Source organism: Shewanella polaris (genome assembly GCF_006385555.1).
GTDB classification, from domain to species: Bacteria; Pseudomonadota; Gammaproteobacteria; order Enterobacterales; family Shewanellaceae; genus Shewanella; species Shewanella polaris.
The window spans coordinates 1,648,014-1,670,128 of sequence record NZ_CP041036.1; the positions used below are offsets into that span (position 1 = coordinate 1,648,014).

The 22,115-nt window shown below is 38.2% G+C and carries 15 protein-coding genes and 1 tRNA gene; 11 read left to right on the forward strand and 5 right to left on the reverse strand.

Translation table 11 applies throughout. The features are described 5' to 3' along the window. Positions 1-8: 8 nt before the first annotated feature. The gene (locus tag FH971_RS07265) at positions 9-3,350 is read right to left on the reverse strand and encodes an MHYT domain-containing protein (RefSeq protein ID WP_140233854.1); all 3,342 of its coding nucleotides are present in this window, start codon (positions 3,348-3,350) and stop codon (positions 9-11) included. A gap of 493 nt (positions 3,351-3,843) precedes the next feature. On the opposite strand from FH971_RS07265, the gene FH971_RS07270 reads away from it, so the two are divergent. The 8 genes from FH971_RS07270 (at position 3,844) to FH971_RS07305 (ending at position 14,482) form a co-directional block, all read left to right on the forward strand. Beyond that, complete coding sequence (locus tag FH971_RS07270; protein ID WP_140233855.1) at positions 3,844-5,550, forward strand: AMP-binding protein; 1,707 nt, start codon at positions 3,844-3,846, stop codon at positions 5,548-5,550. Positions 5,551-5,796: 246 nt separating this feature from the next. Further along, complete coding sequence (locus tag FH971_RS07275; protein WP_137221436.1) at positions 5,797-6,222, forward strand: CBS domain-containing protein; 426 nt, start codon at positions 5,797-5,799, stop codon at positions 6,220-6,222. Positions 6,223-6,385: 163 nt separating this feature from the next. Then, on the forward strand, positions 6,386-6,892 hold the full coding sequence (locus FH971_RS07280; protein WP_140233856.1) for a GNAT family N-acetyltransferase: 507 nt from the start codon (positions 6,386-6,388) through the stop codon (positions 6,890-6,892). 203 nt (positions 6,893-7,095) lie between these two features. Then, positions 7,096-7,500, forward strand: a complete 405-nt coding sequence (locus FH971_RS07285; RefSeq protein ID WP_140233857.1) for a DUF1801 domain-containing protein — start codon at positions 7,096-7,098, stop codon at positions 7,498-7,500. A 538-nt stretch (positions 7,501-8,038) separates the two neighbouring features. Beyond that, complete coding sequence (locus FH971_RS07290; RefSeq protein WP_140233858.1) at positions 8,039-10,105, forward strand: methyl-accepting chemotaxis protein; 2,067 nt, start codon at positions 8,039-8,041, stop codon at positions 10,103-10,105. A gap of 1,139 nt (positions 10,106-11,244) precedes the next feature. Further along, positions 11,245-12,285: a porin gene (locus FH971_RS07295; RefSeq protein ID WP_140233859.1), complete on the forward strand. Its 1,041-nt coding sequence runs from the start codon at positions 11,245-11,247 to the stop codon at positions 12,283-12,285. An 8-nt stretch (positions 12,286-12,293) separates the two neighbouring features. Beyond that, the gene (locus FH971_RS07300) at positions 12,294-12,722 is read left to right on the forward strand and encodes a type 2 periplasmic-binding domain-containing protein (RefSeq protein ID WP_140233860.1); all 429 of its coding nucleotides are present in this window, start codon (positions 12,294-12,296) and stop codon (positions 12,720-12,722) included. Positions 12,723-12,865: 143 nt separating this feature from the next. Next, positions 12,866-14,482 (forward strand): methyl-accepting chemotaxis protein, encoded by a 1,617-nt coding sequence (locus FH971_RS07305; protein WP_167495992.1) that lies wholly within the window; start codon positions 12,866-12,868, stop codon positions 14,480-14,482. A 170-nt stretch (positions 14,483-14,652) separates the two neighbouring features. Here the strand turns inward: FH971_RS07305 and FH971_RS07310 are convergent. From FH971_RS07310 to FH971_RS07320, 3 genes are all read right to left on the reverse strand, one after another. Continuing rightward, positions 14,653-14,729, reverse strand: a tRNA-Pro gene (locus FH971_RS07310). A gap of 281 nt (positions 14,730-15,010) precedes the next feature. After that, positions 15,011-16,810, reverse strand: coding sequence for a DUF3413 domain-containing protein (locus FH971_RS07315; protein ID WP_137221432.1), 1,800 nt, complete (start codon positions 16,808-16,810; stop codon positions 15,011-15,013). 83 nt (positions 16,811-16,893) lie between these two features. Further along, positions 16,894-17,106, reverse strand: coding sequence for a YejL family protein (locus FH971_RS07320; protein WP_137221430.1), 213 nt, complete (start codon positions 17,104-17,106; stop codon positions 16,894-16,896). A gap of 183 nt (positions 17,107-17,289) precedes the next feature. Between FH971_RS07320 and yejK the strand changes: the two genes are divergently transcribed. Next, a complete protein-coding gene (gene yejK / locus FH971_RS07325) occupies positions 17,290-18,318 on the forward strand; it encodes a nucleoid-associated protein YejK (RefSeq protein WP_137221428.1) in 1,029 nt (342 codons plus the stop codon). 459 nt (positions 18,319-18,777) lie between these two features. Beyond that, positions 18,778-19,725, forward strand: a complete 948-nt coding sequence (corA, locus tag FH971_RS07330; RefSeq protein ID WP_137221426.1) for a magnesium/cobalt transporter CorA — start codon at positions 18,778-18,780, stop codon at positions 19,723-19,725. Positions 19,726-20,016: 291 nt separating this feature from the next. Here corA and FH971_RS07335 read toward each other — a convergent pair whose 3' ends face one another. Continuing rightward, positions 20,017-21,267 carry a cyclic di-GMP phosphodiesterase gene (locus FH971_RS07335; RefSeq protein ID WP_140233862.1) on the reverse strand — a complete coding sequence of 417 codons (1,251 nt, stop codon included), beginning with the start codon at positions 21,265-21,267 and terminating at the stop codon, positions 20,017-20,019. A gap of 116 nt (positions 21,268-21,383) precedes the next feature. Here FH971_RS07335 and FH971_RS07340 point away from each other — a divergent pair, with 116 nt between their 5' ends. Then, positions 21,384-22,079, forward strand: a complete 696-nt coding sequence (locus FH971_RS07340) for a 2OG-Fe(II) oxygenase (protein WP_140233863.1) — start codon at positions 21,384-21,386, stop codon at positions 22,077-22,079. The last annotated feature ends 36 nt before the right edge of the window (positions 22,080-22,115 follow it).

The following is a 22,115-nucleotide window of genomic DNA, read 5'->3' on the forward strand; positions in this document are numbered from 1 at the left end:
CAGTCTTTTTACTGTGCGGTAATATGAGACTCAAGGGCAATGAGTGCGGTTACTGCTTGTTCAAATTCAAAGTCGTCTAGAGCATTTTGTATTGTAATACATTGGTGTTGATAAGCCGATGGGGTAGCTGCAATCAAAGACTCTACATCGGGTTCATTGTATTGATTGTTTCGAGCTGCCATTTCAATACGAGTGATGATGTGCAGTAATTCCTCGCTGCTCATCGTGTCGCCCGATTGTGTGTGTTGACTACTTTGACTACTTTGACTGTTTTGTTGCCGACTAAGATACGTCGTTACATCAGTAAAAGCTTGTTCAATAATGGGCAATAAAGCCGACAACTCTGTTTGCGACTTTGTCATGGTTAAGTGTTCAGCATCGCGAAATAGTCTGCTTAGCTGTGAAAGAGCTAAATTACCTGACAAGCCTTTTAGTCCATGTAAGAGAGTCTGAATACTTTGCCAATCGGCTGCAGCTGTCAATTGTTGAATACGTTGACAACTATCATGTTGCTTAGCCATAAAGGCATAAATTTCTTTGATAAGAGTGGGTTTGTCTCCCCACATTGAGATGCCTTTTTTTTCATTAACAACTTGCTTGTTGTCGGTATCAACAGCGGTATTATCGACGACTAGATTGTCTTGCTCAAGTGTTAATGCTTGGGCTATTTCATGATTAAGCAATATCATATCGATAGGCTTATTGGCAAAACCATCCATGCCGGCATCTAAGGCTGCTTTGCGATCTTCAGGCAACACACTGGCTGTTAATGCAATAATAGGCATGTGTGGTAACTGTTCACTTTGCTCTTGTTCCCGACGTGTGCGCGAGGCGGTTAGTCCGTCCATTATCGGCATCTGTATATCCATTAATACAATATCAATATTGTCGCTGCGCATCCGCAGTAGGGCTTGTTTTCCGTCTCGGGCAGCGATGACCGTATGTCCCTGACGTTTTAACATAATAGTTAATAGGTCAATATTTTGTTGAATATCATCCACAACTAAAATGCTCAGTGGGATAAGGTGATTTGAATCATCGGTAATTGCTGGAGCTTTTTGATGTTTCGGTGCCGTTAACGGTAATCCAAATCTAAAACAGCTACCTTTGCCGAAAATACTATTGGCAGTGATTGTTCCGCCCATTAACTCAACCAATTGTTTGCTAATAGTTGTACCAAGTCCTGTGCCACCAAAGCGACGGCTCATACTGGCATCTGCTTGAGCAAAAGCATCAAAGACTAAAGATAATTGTTCTTCTGTCATGCCGATGCCGGTATCCTTGATTTCAAAATTGATACAACCGCTTGGCTTGATATCAATATTAATATCAACCCCACCATCGGCAGTAAACTTGATAGCGTTACCAATAAGGTTGGTTAATACTTGGCGTATTCGGTCAGGTGCACCGTGATAAAATGGAGCCACATCCGCTGACACATTAACATTTAAACACAAGCCTTTATCATTAGCTTGTAACCATAATGTCGATACCACAGAGTCGATTTCTTCTATTAATGAAAAATCTCTGAACTCTAATGTAAACTTTCCTTTGTCTAATTTTGCACTATCGAGAATATCATTCAGTAAATGCAATAATGATTTTGCGGACTGATTAATGGTCCGTAAGTGCTTACGTTGTTCTACTGGGAGCGAGTCGTCGAGCAAAATATCGCTAAAACCAATAATGGCGTTCATTGGGGTGCGAATTTCGTGGCTCATATTAGCTAAAAATGCTGCTCGTGCAGATGCGGCTTGCTCGGCTTTATCTTTGGCAATTAATAATGATTGTTCCATTTCTTTGCGCTCGGTGATGTCCATAATAAAACCGTCGAGCCATTTATCTTTTGTATCCAAGCCATCAACATGAATGCCATAACCTAATAGCCAACGGATTTCTCCATTGGCATTATAAATACGGTACTCTAGGTAAAACTGTTGATGATTCACCTGTTCAGTAATATTAATCAAGTCGTCTGGGTGTACGTGTTCATAAAAATTACGTTTTTTACCTGTACCTACATAATCACTTGCTGGGTAACCGGTTATTTGTTCAACCGCGTCGCTAATAAATAACATTGGCCAATCTTCTGCATTTAAACAGCGATAGGCGATACCCGGGATATTCGAGATTAGTGAGCGAAACTGGGCTTCGCTTTTAATCAGTGCACGTTGCATTTCAATACGATTACGCAAATCACTTATGTACATCACAAACAAGCTTTTGCCTTCTATGCGTGTGTGGCCAATCGATACCCTAACGGGTATTGATTGGCCGCTGATGTGTAGTGCTTCAACATCACGTCCATCACTTTTTTGTTGTGGTTTATTATTATCTAAGTAACTGTTTAAGTAAGAATTGAAGTCGACAATAAATGGAGATGGGATAAAGTCACGAATATTTTGGTGGCACAGATTTTCGAGGTTCCAGCCGAGCAAAGATTCGACTGCTTGGTTGCCGCTTTCTATACGCCCTTTGGCATTAAAGGTAATGATCCCATCAACGGCAGTGCTAATGGTAGCGCGATAACGAGCTTCGCTTAATTTGGCTTGATATAAAGACGTTTGGTATTTAACCAACATATTGACGACTAATACCAATACAATGATAAAAACGGTAATGGTTGCTACCGCAATCGCTAAATAGAACGACATCATTTCGGTTTGTTCTGAAAACTCAAACCCTGGTGGACGGACAAAGCGTGCTGCAGCCATACCGATGTAATGCATACCTGAAACGGCTAGACCCATAACCACAGCAGCAATGGCATTTTTATGTAAGTCACTTAACGTAAAGCGACCTAAATGATTTAAGCTAAAACGGATCCACAACGCCAAAATTGCCAAAATAACAGCAACAATAATCGATAAGCCAAAATAGAATAAGTTGTAACGCAGCAAAGGGGCCATTTCCATAGCCGCCATGCCGACATAATGCATGGTACCAATACCTAAGCCGGTAAGAATGCCGCCAAATATGAACTGGTTAAGTTTAGGCTTAGGAGTAGAAATGACATTTAATGCTACCCAAGAAGCAGCAATGCTAGGGATAAAAGACAAAGCGGTTAAGCCTACATCGTAACTCACTGGTGTACATAAGCTAAATGCCAACATACCGATAAAATGCATTGACCATACACCACCGCCTAAGGCTATGCTGCCGCAGCTGGTTAATAAATATCGTTTATATTTATTAAGGGTTAGCGCTGCTTGAGACGCCACTTGCAATGCCATAAAAGAGGCTAATATTGCAATGGTGATAGAAATAAACACCACCATAGGCTGAAAGTTACCAACAATTAACAGGTTTTCATCTGTGACGGCAAATAGGGTGCGGATTGTTTCAAGCATAATAATTAGATGAATGTCGCTATTAAAATAAGTAATTAAATAGGCTATCGGCCTGAAAGTGAAAAACCGCAGTAATTCGTCTCATTTATAACTAAAGCCTGTGCTAAATCAATGTTCAGTTAATATACGTTGAGTTAATATTAAAGGTTTACTTTTTTGCGAGACTTTGTGGTTTGCTCGCTACAATCGTTATAAAATTGTGGTCATTATGGGGGAGCGTTTTGGCTTTATGATTAATTATTATACTTCTGTTTATGGCCGGTGTTTAGATAACCGTTAATAGGATTGTTGAGGCATTATCACTCTAATGATATTTATCAAACTGTCTGAGCTAAGTCTTCAGTGTAAATATTAACCTTCATGCTATACATTAGCTTTTACTGTAAACATTACTCACCATGCATCTTTAGTCTAATGTAGTGCTTTTTTACTTGTGAGTCAGGCCGTTAATTGGTTAGCTTGAACATGACGAAACGCATGCAAGGAGGCTTTAATGGTCAAACAACATCAGGCACAACTACCGCTTACTCAAAGTGAATATCATGGTGTCACTTCAACGACGCTTACCGATAAAACCATTGGTCAATATTTTGATGATATTGCTAATACTTACCCAGACAATCTTGCGGTAGTCGTTCACCATCAACAAATTCGCTGGAATTACCGTCAGTATCAAGCAAAGATTGATGCCCTTGCGACTGGATTATTAACGCTTGGCATTGAGCCTGGCGATAGAGTCGGCATTTGGTCTCCTAACAATATTGAGTGGTGTTTAACCCAATTTGCTACTGCTAAAATCGGTGCCATTATGGTGTGCATTAATCCGGCTTATCGCCCTGAAGAGCTGGAATACTCCTTGAGTAATGTGGGTTGCCGAGCAGTTATTTGTGCAGATAAATTTAAGTCCAGTGATTACTTACAGATGTTAAATGAGTTGCTGCCAGAGTTAAGCACCAGCACTGCAGGTAAGCTCACTACACTCTCACTGCCTCAACTCGAGTTTGTGATTCGAATGGGCACAGACTGCACTCCCGGCATGCTCAACTTTAATGATTTGCTGCTGGAGGTTAATGACGATGCTCAACATGTGTTGGCCACCATTGCTGACTCTCTCAATACACATGATGCCATTAATATTCAATTTACCTCTGGTACTACAGGTAGCCCTAAAGGCGCGACGTTATCTCATCACAATATTTTAAATAACGCTTATTTAGTGGCTGACGCCATGGGCTTTACTCAAGCTGACAAGTTATGTATGCCAGTTCCTTTATATCATTGCTTCGGCATGGTATTAGGCAGTCTTGCTTGTGTTATTCATGCTTCAGCAGCAGTGTATCCCGGAGAGTCTTTTGATCCGCTTACCACCTTGCAAGTAATAGCAAATGAGCGCTGCACAGCGTTACATGGCGTACCAACCATGTTTATTGCCGAATTAGAACATCCACAATTTAACCGGTTTGACCTTAGCTCATTGCGTACTGGTATTATGGCGGGGGCCACATGCCCCGAAGAAGTCATGCGCCGTGTACAAGAGTTAATGTACATGACAGAAGTGCTAATTGGTTACGGTCAAACCGAGTGTAGTCCGTTAAATCACATCACTGAAATTAACTCCCCAATCGAAAAACAAGTGCTCACCGTTGGTCGAGCATTGCCGCATACAGAAGTGAAAATTATCAATGAGTTTGGCGATGTGGTTGCTATTGGTCAACCAGGTGAAGTGTGCAGTCGAGGTTACTGCATCATGCAAGGTTATTGGAACGATCCGGTTAAAACTGCCGCCACTATCGACAGTACCGGCTGGCTACATTCGGGCGATATAGGTCAAATGGACGAGCTTGGTTATGTGCAAATTGTTGGCCGCATTAAAGATATGATCATCCGTGGCGGTGAGAATATTTACCCACGCGAAATAGAAGAAAAACTCTACAGCCATAAGGACGTACAAGATGCCGCAGTGTTTGGAGTACAAAGTGACAAATACGGTGAGGAAGTTTGCGCATGGATTAAAGTACGCGCCAATGCCGATATTACCGAAGACGATATTCGTCATTTTTTAACCGAGAAATTTGCCTACTTTAAAGTGCCGCGTTATATCAAGTTTGTTGAACAATATCCCATGACAGTTACAGGGAAAATACAAAAGTTTAAAATGCGCGAGTTGATGTATCAAGAGTTACATCAAGCAATAAATTAATCATAGGGCTGAATGCCTTTGACGTATTCGTTTTAATCTACGTGGCTAATCCCCTGTATTAATGAAACCGGGGGGCAATAGAGATTTTAACGTGGTTATCTTAATCATTTTTATGATTAAATGAGCTCGACAATGAGATAAACGATAACCTTGAACTGTGGATTATTCATAGACAATCTAGGTCCCCTTAATTATTCATGTCAGTTTTGAATAATATTTAATCTATAGTCGATAAAGGAGTATACGATGAAAGTTTGCGACATCATGACCCCCAGTCCAGTGTGTATTAGTAACGAAGCTAGCCTTAAAGATGCCCACCAATTGATGCAAAGTCGCAACGTGCGCCATCTACCAGTTATTTCAGAGCAAACTGGACAACTCATGGGCATGCTGACCCACAAAAAGATGATTGCCAGTGTACTGAGTATGCTCAATAAATATGGTCAAGGAGCATTAGACAGAAAAGAGCGCTATACCCCCATTGCCGATATTATGGATACTCAAGTGCAAAAACTAGGGTTAGATGAGCCGCTTACCATAGTAGTGCAATATTTTATCGACAATAAACTTGGTTGTCTGCCGGTTGTTGATGAGCAAAACAAAGTGCTGGGAATTGTCACCTCATCAGATTTTGTCAAATTGTGTCAGCGCTTATTATTGACACAAAAGTAATTAAGTTCATAAAATCAAAACAGAGCTAATTTAAGCTTGAGAGATACTCTTATTAAGGTTTATGTCTCAGGTTATTATATCATTTATGACTAAGCCTAATTAAGTTAACACGTTGAAATCTTTTCATTAGATGAGTACGTAAAGTGCTAGAGATGGATTATTAATGACAATAGTATGTGAAACCGAAAGATTAACGATCAGACATCTTAATGTTAATGATACTGCGTTTATTGTGCAGTTATTAAATGATAAGTATTTTATTCGTTATATCGCTGATAAGAAAGTTCGAACTCATGTCGATGCCATTGATTATCTCACCAATGGTCCAATATTGAGCTATCAAGTTTATGGATTTGGTTTAAATGTAGTGTTACTCAAAGGCACTGATACGCCAATCGGTATATGCGGTTTACTGAAAAGAGATGAACTGGATTATCCAGACTTAGGTTATGCATTCTTACCAGAATTTTGGGGACAAGGTTATGCTGCCGAGGCCGCTAACTCAGTCCTTAAAGAAGGTATTATTACTCATTCTTTGAGTATCGTTTTGGCCGTTACGTTAATTGAAAACTTAAGCTCCAATAGCTTGCTGAACAAAATAGGCTTTCATTTAAGAGAAACAATTGATCTATATGGCGCTCAAAATAACATGTATGAGTACAGAGCCTAAACGGGCAATAAGAGCGCTAAATCTTGAAGTTAGCGTTACAGTCATCTTTATGATGCAGGTTAATGGTGGCAGGTAAACTATCGATTTTTTATTCATTACTGTGATTGGTATCGACCCCGTTTAATATGCGATTTAACTTAGGTAAACCACACAACATACAAAAACTAAAGCGATATGTATTTATCTATGAATGGATGTCTATTATGGATGTGAATGTAAAACAAAAATTTGAAACATATCCAGAAGATATATCTGTTTGCTTAATGCAACTAAGAACGCTTATTTTAAGTGTCGCGCAACAGGAAGGCATTGTTGATATTGAAGAAACCTTAAAATGGGGAGAGCCCAGCTATAGCTCTAGAATAGGCAGTACAATAAGATTTGATTGGAAAGCTAAAAGTCCAAACCAATATTGTATTTTCTTTAATTGTAAAACTAACCTTATTGATACTTTCAAAGAAATTTATGGTGATACTTTCGTTTATGGAGGCAATAGATCAATCATCTTTAACAAAAATGATATTATTCCTTTAACCGAGTTAACGCATTGCATATCAATGTCATTACGCTATAAAAAAATAAAGCATTTAGTATCGCTCGGTGCATAAACAATATCATCAACTAAAAATCATTGAGATAGGCGCATTAGCCAAATGGGTTGTGCTGAGAAGCTTGATTAAATTTATCGACAACGGATACTTGTTGACTCAAAGTTGGGCTGAAGTGTATTACGAATTTCGAATAGCTCTCAAATTTCGGCCAAATTCTATTATGGAAAACAATTCAATTATCTACAAATGACAGGTCAAATCTACTGATCCTCAATAAGTGATTTTGAGATCCAACACACCCTAAATAATGAGATTGAAAGTCATTATTTTCATTTCTTTTCCATTTGGTTACTACTCCTTGAGGTGGGCTACCTACTCCAGCCTAGCTTCTGGGTCAAGTGTTTAAGTTTATGAAAAGTATATTATTAATGATGAATATTGGGGTTGTTTTTTTGTTAGTAAGCTCCCATTTTTTGCTAATATATTAACGTTTAGATCACACTTCCAAAAGACCCATGTTGAACTTAGATATTTTTTACCACCTAATACCATTAGATTTTTCTTATGTATTATTGGGTTTATCTAAGGTTTGATTATGACAAAAACTATTAAAGCTAAATTAATTATATTAGTTGGCACTTTACTAATCTTTGTATCTAGCTTTTTTATCGTCAACTTACTAATGATTGAAAAGGCTGTTCTTAAGCAAGAAAAGCTAAATATCAATGATAAAGTTGAAAGTTTAGTCAAGGACAACCTCATCGGCCAGGTAGATACTCTCAGCCGTTCAGTTAATGATTTCTATCAACAATCCAAAGTTGAAAATATCAGGCAAGCCCTGGGCGATGAGATTGTCGTTTTGCGTAATACAATTAATAATCTTTATGAAAATAATCTTACCGATGATCCCGATATGATGATCTATACTTTTCTCAATGAATATCAATGGGGAAAGGGTCGCTATCTGTTTGCCTATGATGCAGACACTTTAACGAATGAAGCCGCTGGCAATGGTAGCGTTTCAGTAGGCGATAGTCGTGATGCTATCGATGAAAAAGGCAATTATTATGCTCGGGATATTGTTGCCGCAGCCAAAGAAAACAAGATAGGTTTTACCAACTACTTTTTTTCAAATCCATCTACTGGAAAAATAGAAGAAAAAATATCAGCTTCTTTCTATTTTGAACCGCTTAATTTAGTGATTGCCACAGGCGAGTATATCAGCACACTAAAGCAGGGAAATGTCACTGCTGCACTACAAACAATCATGGCAGCAAAGTATGGTGAACATGGAGAATTTTGGGTGCAGGATCTAAATGGTAATATTCTGGCACACTCGCAAAAAAATCTCATTGGTACTCAAACAGACAACACAGTTAACGTTAAGCAAGTATTAGGGGACAAATCTGATGCCTTTATTCTACTATCTGAAGTTTCCTCTGTAACGAATGTTAATAAAACAAAAATTTCATATGTAAGAAAGATTTTACCTGAATGGGGCTGGATTATTGGAACTGGAACTCTTGAATCTAATGTCACCTCGATTCAAGAGGGACTTTCGGATGGCACTCGTGAGATATTCGACAATAAAACTTTCCAGAGTATTGCCGTGGCATCCATGATTATCATCGTTGCACTCTTTTTTTGTGTCTGGGTTATAAACAAAATAATCTCCAATATGGTGGTGTTAAAAACACGTATAGACACCTTATCCACTGGTGAAGCCGATCTTACTTCTCGATTGGAAATCATAAATCATGATGAGCTTGGAGATATAAGCCATTCAGTTAATAATTTTATTGGTTACCTTCAAACCATGATGCTTGATATTTCAAGTTCATCTAAAGAAATCACAGAAGGGATAATACAGCTTAACAGTCAGTCAGAAAGTAATACCATCGCACTCAATAATCACAGTTCAGAAACTCGTCTCGCTGCTACAGCAATCACTCAGATGAACAGCTCAGCAGAAGCTGTGGCTAACAGTGCAGCGCAAACAGCATCGAGAAGCGAACAAGCCAACCAAGAAGCTAAAGTATCTAAAATCACCGTTGTTGATGCGTCAAATAGCGTAATAGCCCTTGTAGAAGATATGAATGTGGCGACCAATAAAATTAATACCATGAGTGAGAATACTGACCAAATCGTATCGATTTTAAGCGTAATTAAGGGGATAGCTGATCAAACTAATTTGTTAGCACTCAATGCTGCAATAGAAGCCGCTCGAGCAGGAGAGCAAGGACGTGGGTTTGCAGTTGTAGCTGATGAAGTTCGCTCACTTGCCTCCCGTACACAATCGAGTACCGCTCAAATTGAACAAATCTTAACAAGGTTACAAAATGACGCCTCATCAGCAGTAAAGGTGATGGTTGAAACTAAAGATAGCTGTCAGAAGGTGGCAGATAACACGTTTAAAGTGACCTCTAACCTTGATTCAATGACAAACTCTATAGTGGTAATTAACGATTTAGGCGGTCAAATAGCCACAGCATCTGAGGAACAAAGTGCGGTAACAAGTGAGATTAGTCGAAATATACACACCATAGAAACGATGGCGCTTGAGCTGTTACAAAATGGCACACAAACTGCTGTGAGTACTCAAAACCTTTCGATTGCCAATGAACGCCTCAATTTGTTAGTTAATAAGTTCAAATTAGCCTAAGGGCTGATTTGCTGGCTATTGATAGCCGAATGACGATCCACATGGTGACTTTTTTGTTTATGTGTTTTTAAGTAAATTCACCTTTATAATGGAGGTTATTCGTGGCAGGTAAATAATCGTGCGGCAACGAATTAATGATAAGTTGCTATAAAAGCTAGATTTGATTGAATAATATTATTGCTATCTACAAAACCAATTAGCCGTTCATAACGGCACCTTGTCTCTTGTTCTGGCACTTAATAAATTCATCGGTGCGATAGGTATCGACCCGGTTAAATCCGCAATTTCGCCTTAGATAAATCACAAAAAACTATCAAGACTAAAATGATATTTATTTACTTAAGAATAAAGTTTTTTATACCTTTTAATGAAAACAAAATATTTAAAACATATCCAGAACATTTATCTGTTTTATTAATACCACTTATAGCTCTAATATTAAGTACCCCACCACAAAATGGCATTGTTGATGTTGAAAAAACCTTAAAAATAGGGAGTCCAATTAAAGTGATGAACCTACCAAGTTCTTGTGCTGGTGATTACACTTTTTGAATTGTTTTAAATAATATCTTCTTTGAAATTATTATAGCTTACTGTATACATCCTTGGTTTTAATTTCATTCGATTTAATAGCAAGTTTTTTAATACCTCCAAGATTTAACTTCGTAATAAAATGCAGCGTAGCTAATATTACTTACCGTTTTGCTGTATTTTTATACAAATGATCTAATATATATTGGGTCCGAATTAATAAAAACACTAAGCGGTTCTCATCATCATTAACTCAAATAGAAAGGGATGAGTTAATAATTTGTTATAAATTAATTAAATAGAATGTGGTGTTGTTTGTTTTTTATTGATTTTAAATGTTTTTCATTAACCAAGCCCTCATTTTCTGCGACTTGTATCACTATGAATGTGGAGAAAAAATGGATGTTTTATTAACATGTTGACGACATTGTAAATAATCAATTAATCTTCGCCTGTTTTATCCTTACATGACTTTTTAACAAAGTCATATCCACATGTTAATGACTACCTTTATCGATAACATTGCAAATATCAATACATTGTTCTTTTGTATTTTGCGTCCGATTAAAACATTAACTTTATCTAGGTAGAATTTTTTAAGGGCACTTATGAATAAGAAAGTATTGATTACGCTCGCGGCGACGTTTATATCGTTTAATAGCTATGCAGATTACTACATCTCAGGTTTTGGAACTGTCGCTGGCGGTAAGGCAACGGGTGATGAAGCCGTTGTTGAACGTGGTGGTATTGCAGGATACGACGAAGATAGCTGGTCTTTTGACAATGGCACCTTTGTTGGTTTACAAGGCACTGTTGAGTTGTATGACAAGCTGGGTATGACGGTTCAAGCAAAGTTTGAAGCGTCAGAAAATTGGGCTGGTGATGTGACATGGGGATATTTGAGTTACGATGCAACCGACGAATGGCGCATTATTTTGGGCCGTCAAATTATGCCGCATTATATTTATTCCGATTTTATTGATGTGTCTTATACCTATAATTGGATTGAATTGCCAGACCAAGTATATAACGCACCATTTAATAGTTTTAATGGTGTTAGCTCACAATATACCTTTGATTTTGGTCATTCATCATTATTTACCCAAGTGTTATATGGTACCGAACATGATGATGCCACTGATAATAAATATACCGATATTTGGGGCGGCAGACTTGCGTATAATTATGATTGGTTCACGTTAAATTTGGCATATTATGAATTTAATGAAGAGTCAAGTTCAAGCATGGATACGCCAGATGGCTTGATTGAAAATAATACGGATGGCGTACTCATCAGTTACGATATTGGCTTTCAAATTAATTACAACAATTGGTATGCAATAGCCGAAATGACAACCGTAGATTTAACTGACTTAAGAGAAGATGGCAGTACTGATGGCCCTGGTACGCTCCAACCCTGGATGTTTTCGGTTGCTAAACGTATAGGTGATTTTACCCCTAACGTCACATATGGAGAATCTCGTCAATTGGATTTTAATGGCGAAGACTCAACTGCTCCGTTTTATACTGTCGGGCTTAGATGGGACTTTTATGACTCAATGGCGTTAAAAACAGAATATTCTCATAAAGAAGATTCTGATGGTGCTAGCGGCGAAGTTTATCAAGTCGCCATAGTTGCAACATTTTAAAGGGTACCATGATGAAACAATTAATGAATAAAAGCGTTGTATTCGGTGTGGGTTTATTAGTTTCAGTATTAACATTAAATGTAAGTGCTGAAGTTGCAGTAGTGGTTAATCCATCGAATGAATCAACTGTAGACATTGAAGCAGTAAAAGACATTTATCTTGGAAACCAAAAGAGTTTTAGTGATGGAAATTCTGCATTAGTGTTGTTTCAACAAGGCGATGCAGGTGAAGAGTTTTCCACTAAACTTCTAGAACGCTCATCTTCTCAATTTAAAGCTTATTGGGCAAAACGTACTTTCTCAGGTAAAGGCAAACCACCTAAGTCGATATCAACAAGCAGTGAAATAAAAGAGATGGTGGCATCTAATCCAAATGCAATAGGTATTATTGATGCAAAAGAAGTAGATGCATCGATTAAGGTCATATTGTTGCAATAGTTTGTTTTAGTCGAACATATAAATAATTGTATGATTGAGCTGAATCAATCGTTGCTGCAATGAGATATAAGAGGGTATTTAACCCTCTTATATTATGTGAATATACTTTCATTATTTTTTTATTAAAAAGGCATATAAGCATTATGAATTTAGGGCTTTATCTTAAAATTAGCCAAAGAATTTTTCTTTTGGCGATGATAGCGATATCAGGTTTTATTGTGCTTTTTATTTATCAACAAAATCTGATTTCTAAGACGCAATCAAGCATTACATTGTTACAGCAAGAATATAATCCAATGCTCAAACAGCTTAATGAAGCTAAAGAAGGGTTAATTAACTTAGAGAAAAATTTGGAGAGTGCTGTTACTACTGGAGATGGAAGTCTTATTGATGATGCAAATTTGATGGCTGATAACCTGAGAAAGGTTATTACTTCGGTTGAAGAGGGTACCAAAAAATTAAATCTTAATTTTGATTATGTTACCCCTTATAATTTGTATACGAGTAATAAAATTTTCGCTGCAAAATCAATGCTAACAGATGACATTGATTTTGATGTTATTACAGTAAAGACAAAAGTGGCAAGTGATTCTATTTTACTCCTTCAAAAAAGAATCGATAAAGCAATTGATTCGGTTAATTTTCATTCAGATGCCACTGTTGACTCTATTTTTAAAATGAACAAAAACAGTTTAGTGATAGAAATGAGCCTTGGTGGCGCATTAATCATTCTTATTTTTGGCGTCAGTTTTGTTATTTCACGAAACATAGTCAATAGTTTACAACAAGTCACTTTGTCGATGCGTGATATTGTAGAAGGCGAAGGCGACTTAACCCAACGAGTGAAATACTCTGGTAAAGATGAAATAGCAGATTTAGTATTTTGGTTTAACAAGTTTATTGCCACTATGCAGCAAAGCATTAATTACACTCAACAAACCATTTCTATTTTAGAAGTGGTTTCTGAAAAACTGGCAAAAACGAGCCAAAAAAGCTTGTCTTTAAGTGAGTCTCAAGATACTGCGATGCATTCGGTTTCTGAATCAATTCAAGAATTAACTCATGGTATAACAGACATCGCAGATAGAGCATCGAATGCCTCTTCAGAAGCGGCATCGGCCAATGAAAGTGCCCATGAAGGGAGTGAAATTGTCATCAACACAGTTCATTCTATCGATCAATTGTCAAAAGATGTTAATGCCGCAGCCGGTATGGTTAACGAGTTTGAATCCCTTGCAAATAACGCAGGTGCTATTTTAAATACGATTAGTGGTATTGCTGATCAAACAAATTTATTGGCGTTAAATGCCGCAATTGAAGCTGCAAGAGCCGGTGAATATGGGCGTGGTTTTTCTGTGGTTGCCGATGAAGTTCGTGCGCTGGCAAGCCGAACTCAAAATTCTACGGCAGAGATTAAAAAGGTACTTGAAGAAATTCAATCTGGTGCAGCTTCTGTTATAGGAGCTATGGAGGCTGGTCAAAAAAGTGCTTCAGTCACTGTTATTGAATCAGAAAAAGCAGGCCAGTCATTGCTAGAAATTACCAATAAATTTGATAGTATTTTAAATTTGAATAAGATGATTGCTGTTGCAACTGACGATCAAAGACAGACGTATCGTCATATGAGTGAAAAAATAACCGATATGGATCAAATATCTTCATCAGTGCAAGGTGGTGCTAAAGACATTTTTGTTGTGAGTGAAGAGATTCAAGAAGTAACGAAGAAACTCAATAATGCAATTAGACAATATAAAGTGTAACGGCTAGTCGTTTCGTTTCATAATTTATAGTGCTAAATTTGAACCATGCTATATCTGGAATATAATCAGTAAATTATATTAAGAGCAAGCATTTATATTGGTATAAGTTCGTATATCAGTTCATTTTACTTGGTTTAATTCCGATAACCCATCGAAATAAATATCGAATTTGGTCGGTATGAGAGGATTCGAACCTCCGACCCCTGACACCCCATGACAGTGCGCTACCGGGCTGCGCTACATACCGAATTTTGTGCAACTGCTTCAAATATGGACAACTATAATATTTATATTTAAGTCAGCTTGTAAAGCATCACTTAGTTAGTCTATTGGCTTTGGGGTGACTAAGTGGATTAGCACTTTATCAACAGTAATAAATGAGTGCAAGCAGTTAGTTATCAGCCGTTTACCGATTGATTATAAACTATCCAGTTGCTGAAAAGCATACATGATTCAGTATTGTAATAAGCAACCAAGCTAAAATCTCAACCGATAATCAAGGCTCTATTGATTACTCTAAAGACGGCCTTATTGATTGTAGAGTCTACGGCCTTCACGCATGACTTGGATCAACTCTGGCGCGCTCATTTTTTTATCCAAGCGTTTTTTATAATCAACATCATAGATGCGGTACTTGCCAAATCGATCTAATACGGTTATCTCAGATTTTTGATAAATAGCAAAGCGGCGGCTGTCACCTATGTATACCCATGTTTGGTCGTTAGGTTCAAGCAAGTTGCGACCAGAGCTATAATCTGTACTTGGGTTAGTACAACCTAAAACATGGCTAAGTAAGGTTGGCGCAATGCCGTAATGGCTGGTGCGGTAGTTTACTTTATTGCCGTGGGTGCTGTCTGGCCAATGAATGATTAACGGTACTTTGACATTACCTGGTGATAAGTCATTGCGCGCATCATTGGCGTTACTGGTAAATACTTGACCGTAAGTGCCTGTAATCAGCACTACTGTATCATCGCTGACATTATTGAGAAGGGTTTCGAGTTGTTGGTCAATAAAGTTTAACGATTGACGATATTGATTAAACAACACTTTTTGCGCTGGTTTTAAAGGCATATGCGGTTTAATGGTTTGTACCCCTAAAAATCCTACAGGGGTGTCGTAATCTTTTGGTGCCGTTAGGTTTACCAGTGCAAACCAAGGTTGAGTTTGATTTGGTTGCCATGCATTCACTGCGTTAATGGTGTTGATGTCGGCGTCTGCACTGCCATTATCGCCTTCGCTGATGTGGATGTTAATGCCGTTAAACATGGCGCTTTTTGCTGTGTAGCCATCATTTTGTGGTGCAAACATCGCTAATTGATAACCTTGTTGCGTAAGGATATTAGTCAATATTGGGCTAGTATTATCAAATTCTTTGCGATCGCTATAGTTGCCTTGTAAGCCATACATGAGGGTAAACATGCTGGTGTCAAAGTCGGTTCCACCCACATAATGATTCATAAATCGCTGGTTTTTAAGTCGATATTGGCTTAAAAAAGGCATAGTGTCACTATCAAGCATGTCTGCGCGCAAACTGTCGATACTGATAAATAATATATTTGGTTGGCTGTCACTGTCTGCCGTGCACTGCATTGGGTTTATTGGGTAGCTGAGTTTACGTGATTTATTGCTACGTGATTCCGTTGGTTGCATGCTGCTGTCTATGCCGTGGTTTTCCATAAACGAACGTGCCGTTGCTGGATAAGACACAGGGTAGGCATCGTCGAAACGGGTTATTTCGGTCATGTTGGTGGCATCGGCCCAAATATGGATTAAGTGACTACTGACAAAGCAGATACCGACAAACAGTACCACTTTATTGCCCCATTGTTTTTTCTGAATTTTGTCGATGCGTTTCCACAAAAAGTTGGCCGCGGTAAGTTCGACAATCACAATAACGATAGGGGTGATAATGTAGGATGTACTGTGTAATAAAGCATTGAGGTCTTGCCAGGCCAAATCGAATGCAAATGGACTTAAATGAATACCATAGTCGTCATAAATAATGGTGTCATAGAGTAGGGTATATAATCCCAGAGAGGCAATAAACGCTGCAAAGCCACGTAATATTTTAGAATAAGGCAGTAGTAAGGTAATTGGGAAGATAAAAATTAAGTAACCAATAAAGGCCAAAAAGGTAAAATGACCTATGGTGCTGATGGCAAGATATGACCAACCTATTATGGTATCAGGGTAGCCGACACTGCCAATATATCGAGCGCCAATTAACATCGCCAATATGCCATTAAAGAAGGCAAACCAGTGACCCCAATTAACTAAGCGTGACACTTTATCACGCGTCATTTGCTGCTTTTTGCGCTCGATCATTTTAACTCGTATTCCTACGTTATTATCACAGACTATCTCAGTGTAACTGATTGTTAGCGTTAGTGATAAATTTATTTAACCAGCTACTTAACTGATTGTGTTAGTGCTTTGGCAAATTGCTCTGCGACTTTTTGGCGAGATTCATTTGGGACTTTTTTGTCGAGTAAATGAGTCACGCAGTTACCTAATACCATTAGGCTTAAATCGGTAGGCGCTTGGTGCTTAGCCAGTACAGCAAGCAACTCGCTGATAAGTGCTTCAACTTGGGTGTTTGTGTATTTAGATTGAATTGCCATAGTCAGAAAACGTCAATAAAGAATGAATTAGCTGCACATAATAACGGATTTAGTGGCTAATCGCCTCAAGTTTTATTTGGTCTATACGAGGAATTTCGTAAACCCTTGTTCGATTTATACGATTGGTCTGATATCATTCTTTTTAAAATTATCATCTGCGACCGACTAGGATTAACAAGGCTTATGAGTATTAGCATTGAACAAGCAATTATTCACGAAATTTCTCAAGACGGACAAGGCCAAATGCATTGTCGTTTACGTCCGCAACCGTTGTTAAATACTCACGCTGTTGAAACCATGTTAGAAGAGTTACACCAGACTTATTCAGGGAAAGCGGGTAAGGGTTTTGGTTTTTTTGGTACTCATGGCGATGACGGTGATGCTAATGATGCATTTTCTAATGCGTTAACGGGCTACCGCAGTGGTGAATTAGGTTTTGTAGAGTTCACCGGGCAAGCCAGCGAATTGTTACAGCAAGAATTGTCTAAGTATGATTTTAGTCAGGGTGGTTTTTTGTTAATGTCTTGCTACACCAGCATGACCAGCGACTATTTATTTGTGGCGTTATTAAGTGCGAAGTCGTCGATGACGGTATTAGATGATATGGAGTTGTCACAAAATAACCATTTAGATTTAAGCAATATTCAATTAGCTGCGCGCATTGATTTAACTGAGTGGCAAGCTGATAAAAGTTCACGTAAGTATATTTCGTTTATTCGTGGTCGTGCAGGCCGTAAAGTTGCTGATTTCTTTTTAGACTTTATGGGGTGTGTTGAGGGTGTTAACACCAAAGCGCAAAATAAAACCTTAATCCATGCGGTTGAAGACTTTGTCGCGGGCAGTGAGTTAACCAAAAACGAGCGCCAAGATTGCCGCAATAAGGTATTTGAATATTGCGCTGAACGAGCGGATTCTGGGGATGTCATTGAAGTTAAAGATTTGGCCGACGAATTAGCTGATTCTGGTATGGATTCGTTTTATGATTTTGCTTGTGGTGGCAGTTATGAGTTGGACGATGAGTTTCCGGCTGACAAAGCCAGTTTACGCAGTTTAAAGAAATTTTCTGGCACTGGCGGTGGCGTAACCTTGAGTTTTGATGGTGGCCATTTAGGCGAGCGAGTTATTTACGATCCTATTTCTGACACCATTTTAATTAAAGGTGTACCAGCCAATTTGAAAGATCAACTAGATCGTCGCCTGAAAGGTGAATAATGGCGAATAAACGTTAATATCCTTGATGATAAAGCGTCCTATAACGGCGCTTTTTTTATAATATTATTGATAGTAACCATGTACGCTTGGTCAATTGAGTGTCTTTTTGATAATTAGTGAAATAGTTGACAACGGATGTGATTTTTAACAACACGTATACATGTGTACAGAATGCTTTGATGCAGTATATAAGCTGATATTATTCAACACTTTTATAGATATAGATGCTTCCTTTAAAAAAGATGAGATTCATTTGTGGCCTTAACATCGCTTTAAAGCAGGGCATATGACTTTATTGTGTTGATTAGATTGTTAATGAACGTTAGCAATAACTGGTATGATTTTTGGTGTGGTTGAAACTTTTTACTTTTCATTCATGGGTAGTTGAGTAAACTAGCGCCACTTTTCAGTATTTTTGTTTGCTATGTCATTAAAGGCATAACAAACTTTGGGGGAGCGATGATCACTGCATACGCCTATCAAAATAGACAACTCATCATCACCGAATTAAGCGTTGGCGATAAAGTGCCAGAGTCGACATTGTGGTTGGATTTATTAAGACCCGAAGATGAAGAACGTGAATGGTTGAGCTTGTTCTCTACTGAAGAAGTCCCTGATGAAGAAGATGTTAAAGAAATTGAGGCCTCAGCGCGTTTCTACCAAAACCAAGACGGTTTACACATTAACTCACTGTTTCCACAGCGTGTGGGTTCTGATGTTCGTGCCGTAAACGTGTCATTTAACTTACGCGAACAGTTTTTACTGACCATACGCGAAGAGGACGTCGGTCTTATTCGTCTGTTGCGTAACTACTTACGTTTAGGTCGTCTTGATTTGACGACACCACAAGGGTTGATGCTAGAGTTATTCTATTTAAAAGTGGACTATCTATCTGACTTAATTGAAGATGTTTATAGCATATTAGAAAATGTCGGCGAGCAAGTTTTTAATGACGAAGAGCTTGATGATGTATTTAAGCTTATCACCTTACAAGAAGACTCTAACGGTAAAATTCGTTTAAGTTTGTTGGATACGCAGCGCTCATTACGTTATATGCAACGTTATTATCGTGATAATTTGTCCGATGAAAACTTAAAAGGCATCCGTGAGATGTTGTCGGATATTGAATCATTAATGCCACACAGCCAGTTTATTTTCGATAAATTACAATTCTTGCTGGATGCGGCAATGGGTTTCAGTGGTTTGCAACAAAACAAAATCATTAAAATATTTTCAGTATCGGCAGTGGTGTTTCTGCCGCCGACATTAATTGCCAGCAGTTATGGGATGAACTTTCACCTTATGCCTGAGCTTGATTGGCGCTTTGGTTACCCTTTAGCTGTGGTATTAATGCTTGCCAGCGCGGCAGGGACCTACTTTTTCTTTAAAAGAAAAGGGTGGTTGTAGCAGTTATCTCAATAACAAAATTAACGCCATCAATTGTTGTCAGTTGATGGTTTTTTTATCCCTTAGATAACAGCCGGTAGTATTATACCAATCCCATTAACTTCGATGATTTGTAGCCTTATTTCGACTTATGATTTAGCTGAATCTAATCGCACGACTTATTTCAATGTTATTGATCTAAAATACTGAATTTTACCATTGAAAGTGAGGACTGGTAGGTATTGCTGTAAGTGGGCTTTGCCGGGATAAAACAACCCTTATATTCATTAGAATAGTCGTACCTTTCTTCTACTAATTTTGGCTAATACCAATACTTATTTGCTCTCGAGGATTTAGATAGTTATGGATTTTTTCTGGTAATGCGGCTGCGGGCAAACTGCGGACAATACTCAGGCCTTCATCCTGTAAACTAATAATAGGAGCTAACTCTTTAGGTACCAGTTGATCGTAAACCACAATATTGGGGAATAATAGCTGTTGTAAGTTTACTGACATGACCATGGCATATTGACCACTTGATAACTCAATAATACTACCCGGCGGGTAAACCCCTAACATCTTGATTAATTTGCTAATATATTCAGTATTTAATTTTGTTTTATAGTTTTTATACAATAGACCTAACGCGACACTTGGCGGCTTGCCCTTGTTGTGGTTGGCGCCATTACACAAGTTGTCGTATTCGTTAACTACGGCTATCAATTGTGATAGCTTGTCTAATTTGTCGGCTTTGAGGCCTTGTGGGTAGCCACTACCATCTAAAAATTCGTGATGGTTGGCAATTAGTGGTTTAGCCTCTTCAGGGAAGCTGTCAGCCAGTTTCAGAAAGTTAATGCTCATTAATGGGTGTTGTTTAATGAAATTTTGTTCTGGTGTGGTAAGCGGCACACGTTTATTGATAATCGTACTCGGAACTTTAAGTTTACCTATATCGTGAAATAACCCTCCAATCCCAATGATTTCAACTTCTTCACGGCTCCAACCTAGCTCTTTGGCCATTAACATACACAGCATGGTGACGTTGAGAGAATGATGATAAATGTGTTCATCATTTTTTGCGTCGGCCATTAAATGCAAGCCTAAGTTATCACTATTAAGTAACATATTGGTCATGTTACTAATGAGCTCTTTAGCTTCGTTTACCGCATTGAGTGGTCTACTACTCACTTTAGATACCATTGACCGCATCATGGCAACAGAACGAGTAAATTGCTGTTCTGTTTTCTTTAAATCGCGTTTGAGTTTTTGTTGTTGATCAATTTTTTCTGACTTTTGAAGAAGCATTTCTTCCTTAAGTGTGGCTAAGGTATGCTCATCCGTTTTGGGAGTATTAATATTATCTGATGTGACAGGTTCTATATCACTTTTGTCAGGGTCAAAGAAAACATCTTTTATCCCTAATCCTTTGATAATTTCAATTTGCGCCGTATTTTTGATTTTAAAACTGCCAAACAGGAAGGGATGATCTTTCCAAGAAACAGGCAAACGGATAAATGTACCAACTTCTAATTGCTCTACAGAGATTTTTTTATTTTTTTTCATATTCAATAGATAGTTACTTTAAAGAACAAAAAGCTATGTTCAGCATTGCCCTTTACAGATACCTGAATCACGTGGCAGCATACTACTATAAATTGATTAACAATAGTTAGCCTACGATGGATTTTATTGAAGTATATCCCAATGCGATGAGTAATGATTTATGTGACCGTTTAATTGCTGCATTTGAAGCACATCCTAGTGTAGCTCTTGGACAAACTGGCTTTGGTGTTGATACCAAAAAAAAGCACAGCCGTGATTTAATGTTAGATGCTTTTGATGATTTAGCTGAATTAAAAAATGAATTACTCGATGTAACACTAACTCGTGTTACTGAATATTTAACTCGGTATTCACTCTGTCTTATGGGGGCTGTGTCAGTACAAGTAGCGGATGAAAATGGGCAACCACAGACCTTAACGCCTGCTAATTTTGATAAATTAGGTCGACCAAGAGCTGCGGCGTTAACTAAGTATTTGTATAGAAGTGGTACGATAAATATACAGCATTATCAACAGGGTGTTGGTGGTTACCCCCATTGGCATTCAGAACAGTTTCCTCAAAATGATCATAATGAAGCCTTACATCGTGTAGCCTTGTATATGTTCTATTTGAATGATGTTGAAGAGGGCGGCGAAACGGAGTTTTATTATCAACAGCGTAAAATAAGCCCTAAAAAAGGCACTATGGTGATTGCCCCTGCCGGTTTTACTCACAGTCATCGTGGCAATGTGCCCATTAGCAATGATAAGTATATTGCCACTTCATGGGTGATGTTTAATCGGGCTGAACAGCTTTATGCAGCGCTGAGTTAGTTTTTTGCCTTGGTAATATTTTTGTTTAGTATCAAC

Coding starts and splice junctions, on each gene's coding strand:
- FH971_RS07265 (WP_140233854.1), bottom strand. CDS start 3,350: ATGCTTGAAACAATCCGCACCCTATTTGCCGTCACAGATGAAAACCTG.
- FH971_RS07270 (WP_140233855.1), top strand. CDS start 3,844: ATGGTCAAACAACATCAGGCACAACTACCGCTTACTCAAAGTGAATAT.
- FH971_RS07275 (WP_137221436.1), top strand. CDS start 5,797: ATGAAAGTTTGCGACATCATGACCCCCAGTCCAGTGTGTATTAGTAAC.
- FH971_RS07280 (WP_140233856.1), top strand. CDS start 6,386: ATGACAATAGTATGTGAAACCGAAAGATTAACGATCAGACATCTTAAT.
- FH971_RS07285 (WP_140233857.1), top strand. CDS start 7,096: ATGGATGTGAATGTAAAACAAAAATTTGAAACATATCCAGAAGATATA.
- FH971_RS07290 (WP_140233858.1), top strand. CDS start 8,039: ATGACAAAAACTATTAAAGCTAAATTAATTATATTAGTTGGCACTTTA.
- FH971_RS07295 (WP_140233859.1), top strand. CDS start 11,245: ATGAATAAGAAAGTATTGATTACGCTCGCGGCGACGTTTATATCGTTT.
- FH971_RS07300 (WP_140233860.1), top strand. CDS start 12,294: ATGATGAAACAATTAATGAATAAAAGCGTTGTATTCGGTGTGGGTTTA.
- FH971_RS07305 (WP_167495992.1), top strand. CDS start 12,866: ATGAATTTAGGGCTTTATCTTAAAATTAGCCAAAGAATTTTTCTTTTG.
- FH971_RS07315 (WP_137221432.1), bottom strand. CDS start 16,810: ATGATCGAGCGCAAAAAGCAGCAAATGACGCGTGATAAAGTGTCACGC.
- FH971_RS07320 (WP_137221430.1), bottom strand. CDS start 17,106: ATGGCAATTCAATCTAAATACACAAACACCCAAGTTGAAGCACTTATC.
- yejK (WP_137221428.1), top strand. CDS start 17,290: ATGAGTATTAGCATTGAACAAGCAATTATTCACGAAATTTCTCAAGAC.
- corA (WP_137221426.1), top strand. CDS start 18,778: ATGATCACTGCATACGCCTATCAAAATAGACAACTCATCATCACCGAA.
- FH971_RS07335 (WP_140233862.1), bottom strand. CDS start 21,267: ATGAAAAAAAATAAAAAAATCTCTGTAGAGCAATTAGAAGTTGGTACA.
- FH971_RS07340 (WP_140233863.1), top strand. CDS start 21,384: ATGGATTTTATTGAAGTATATCCCAATGCGATGAGTAATGATTTATGT.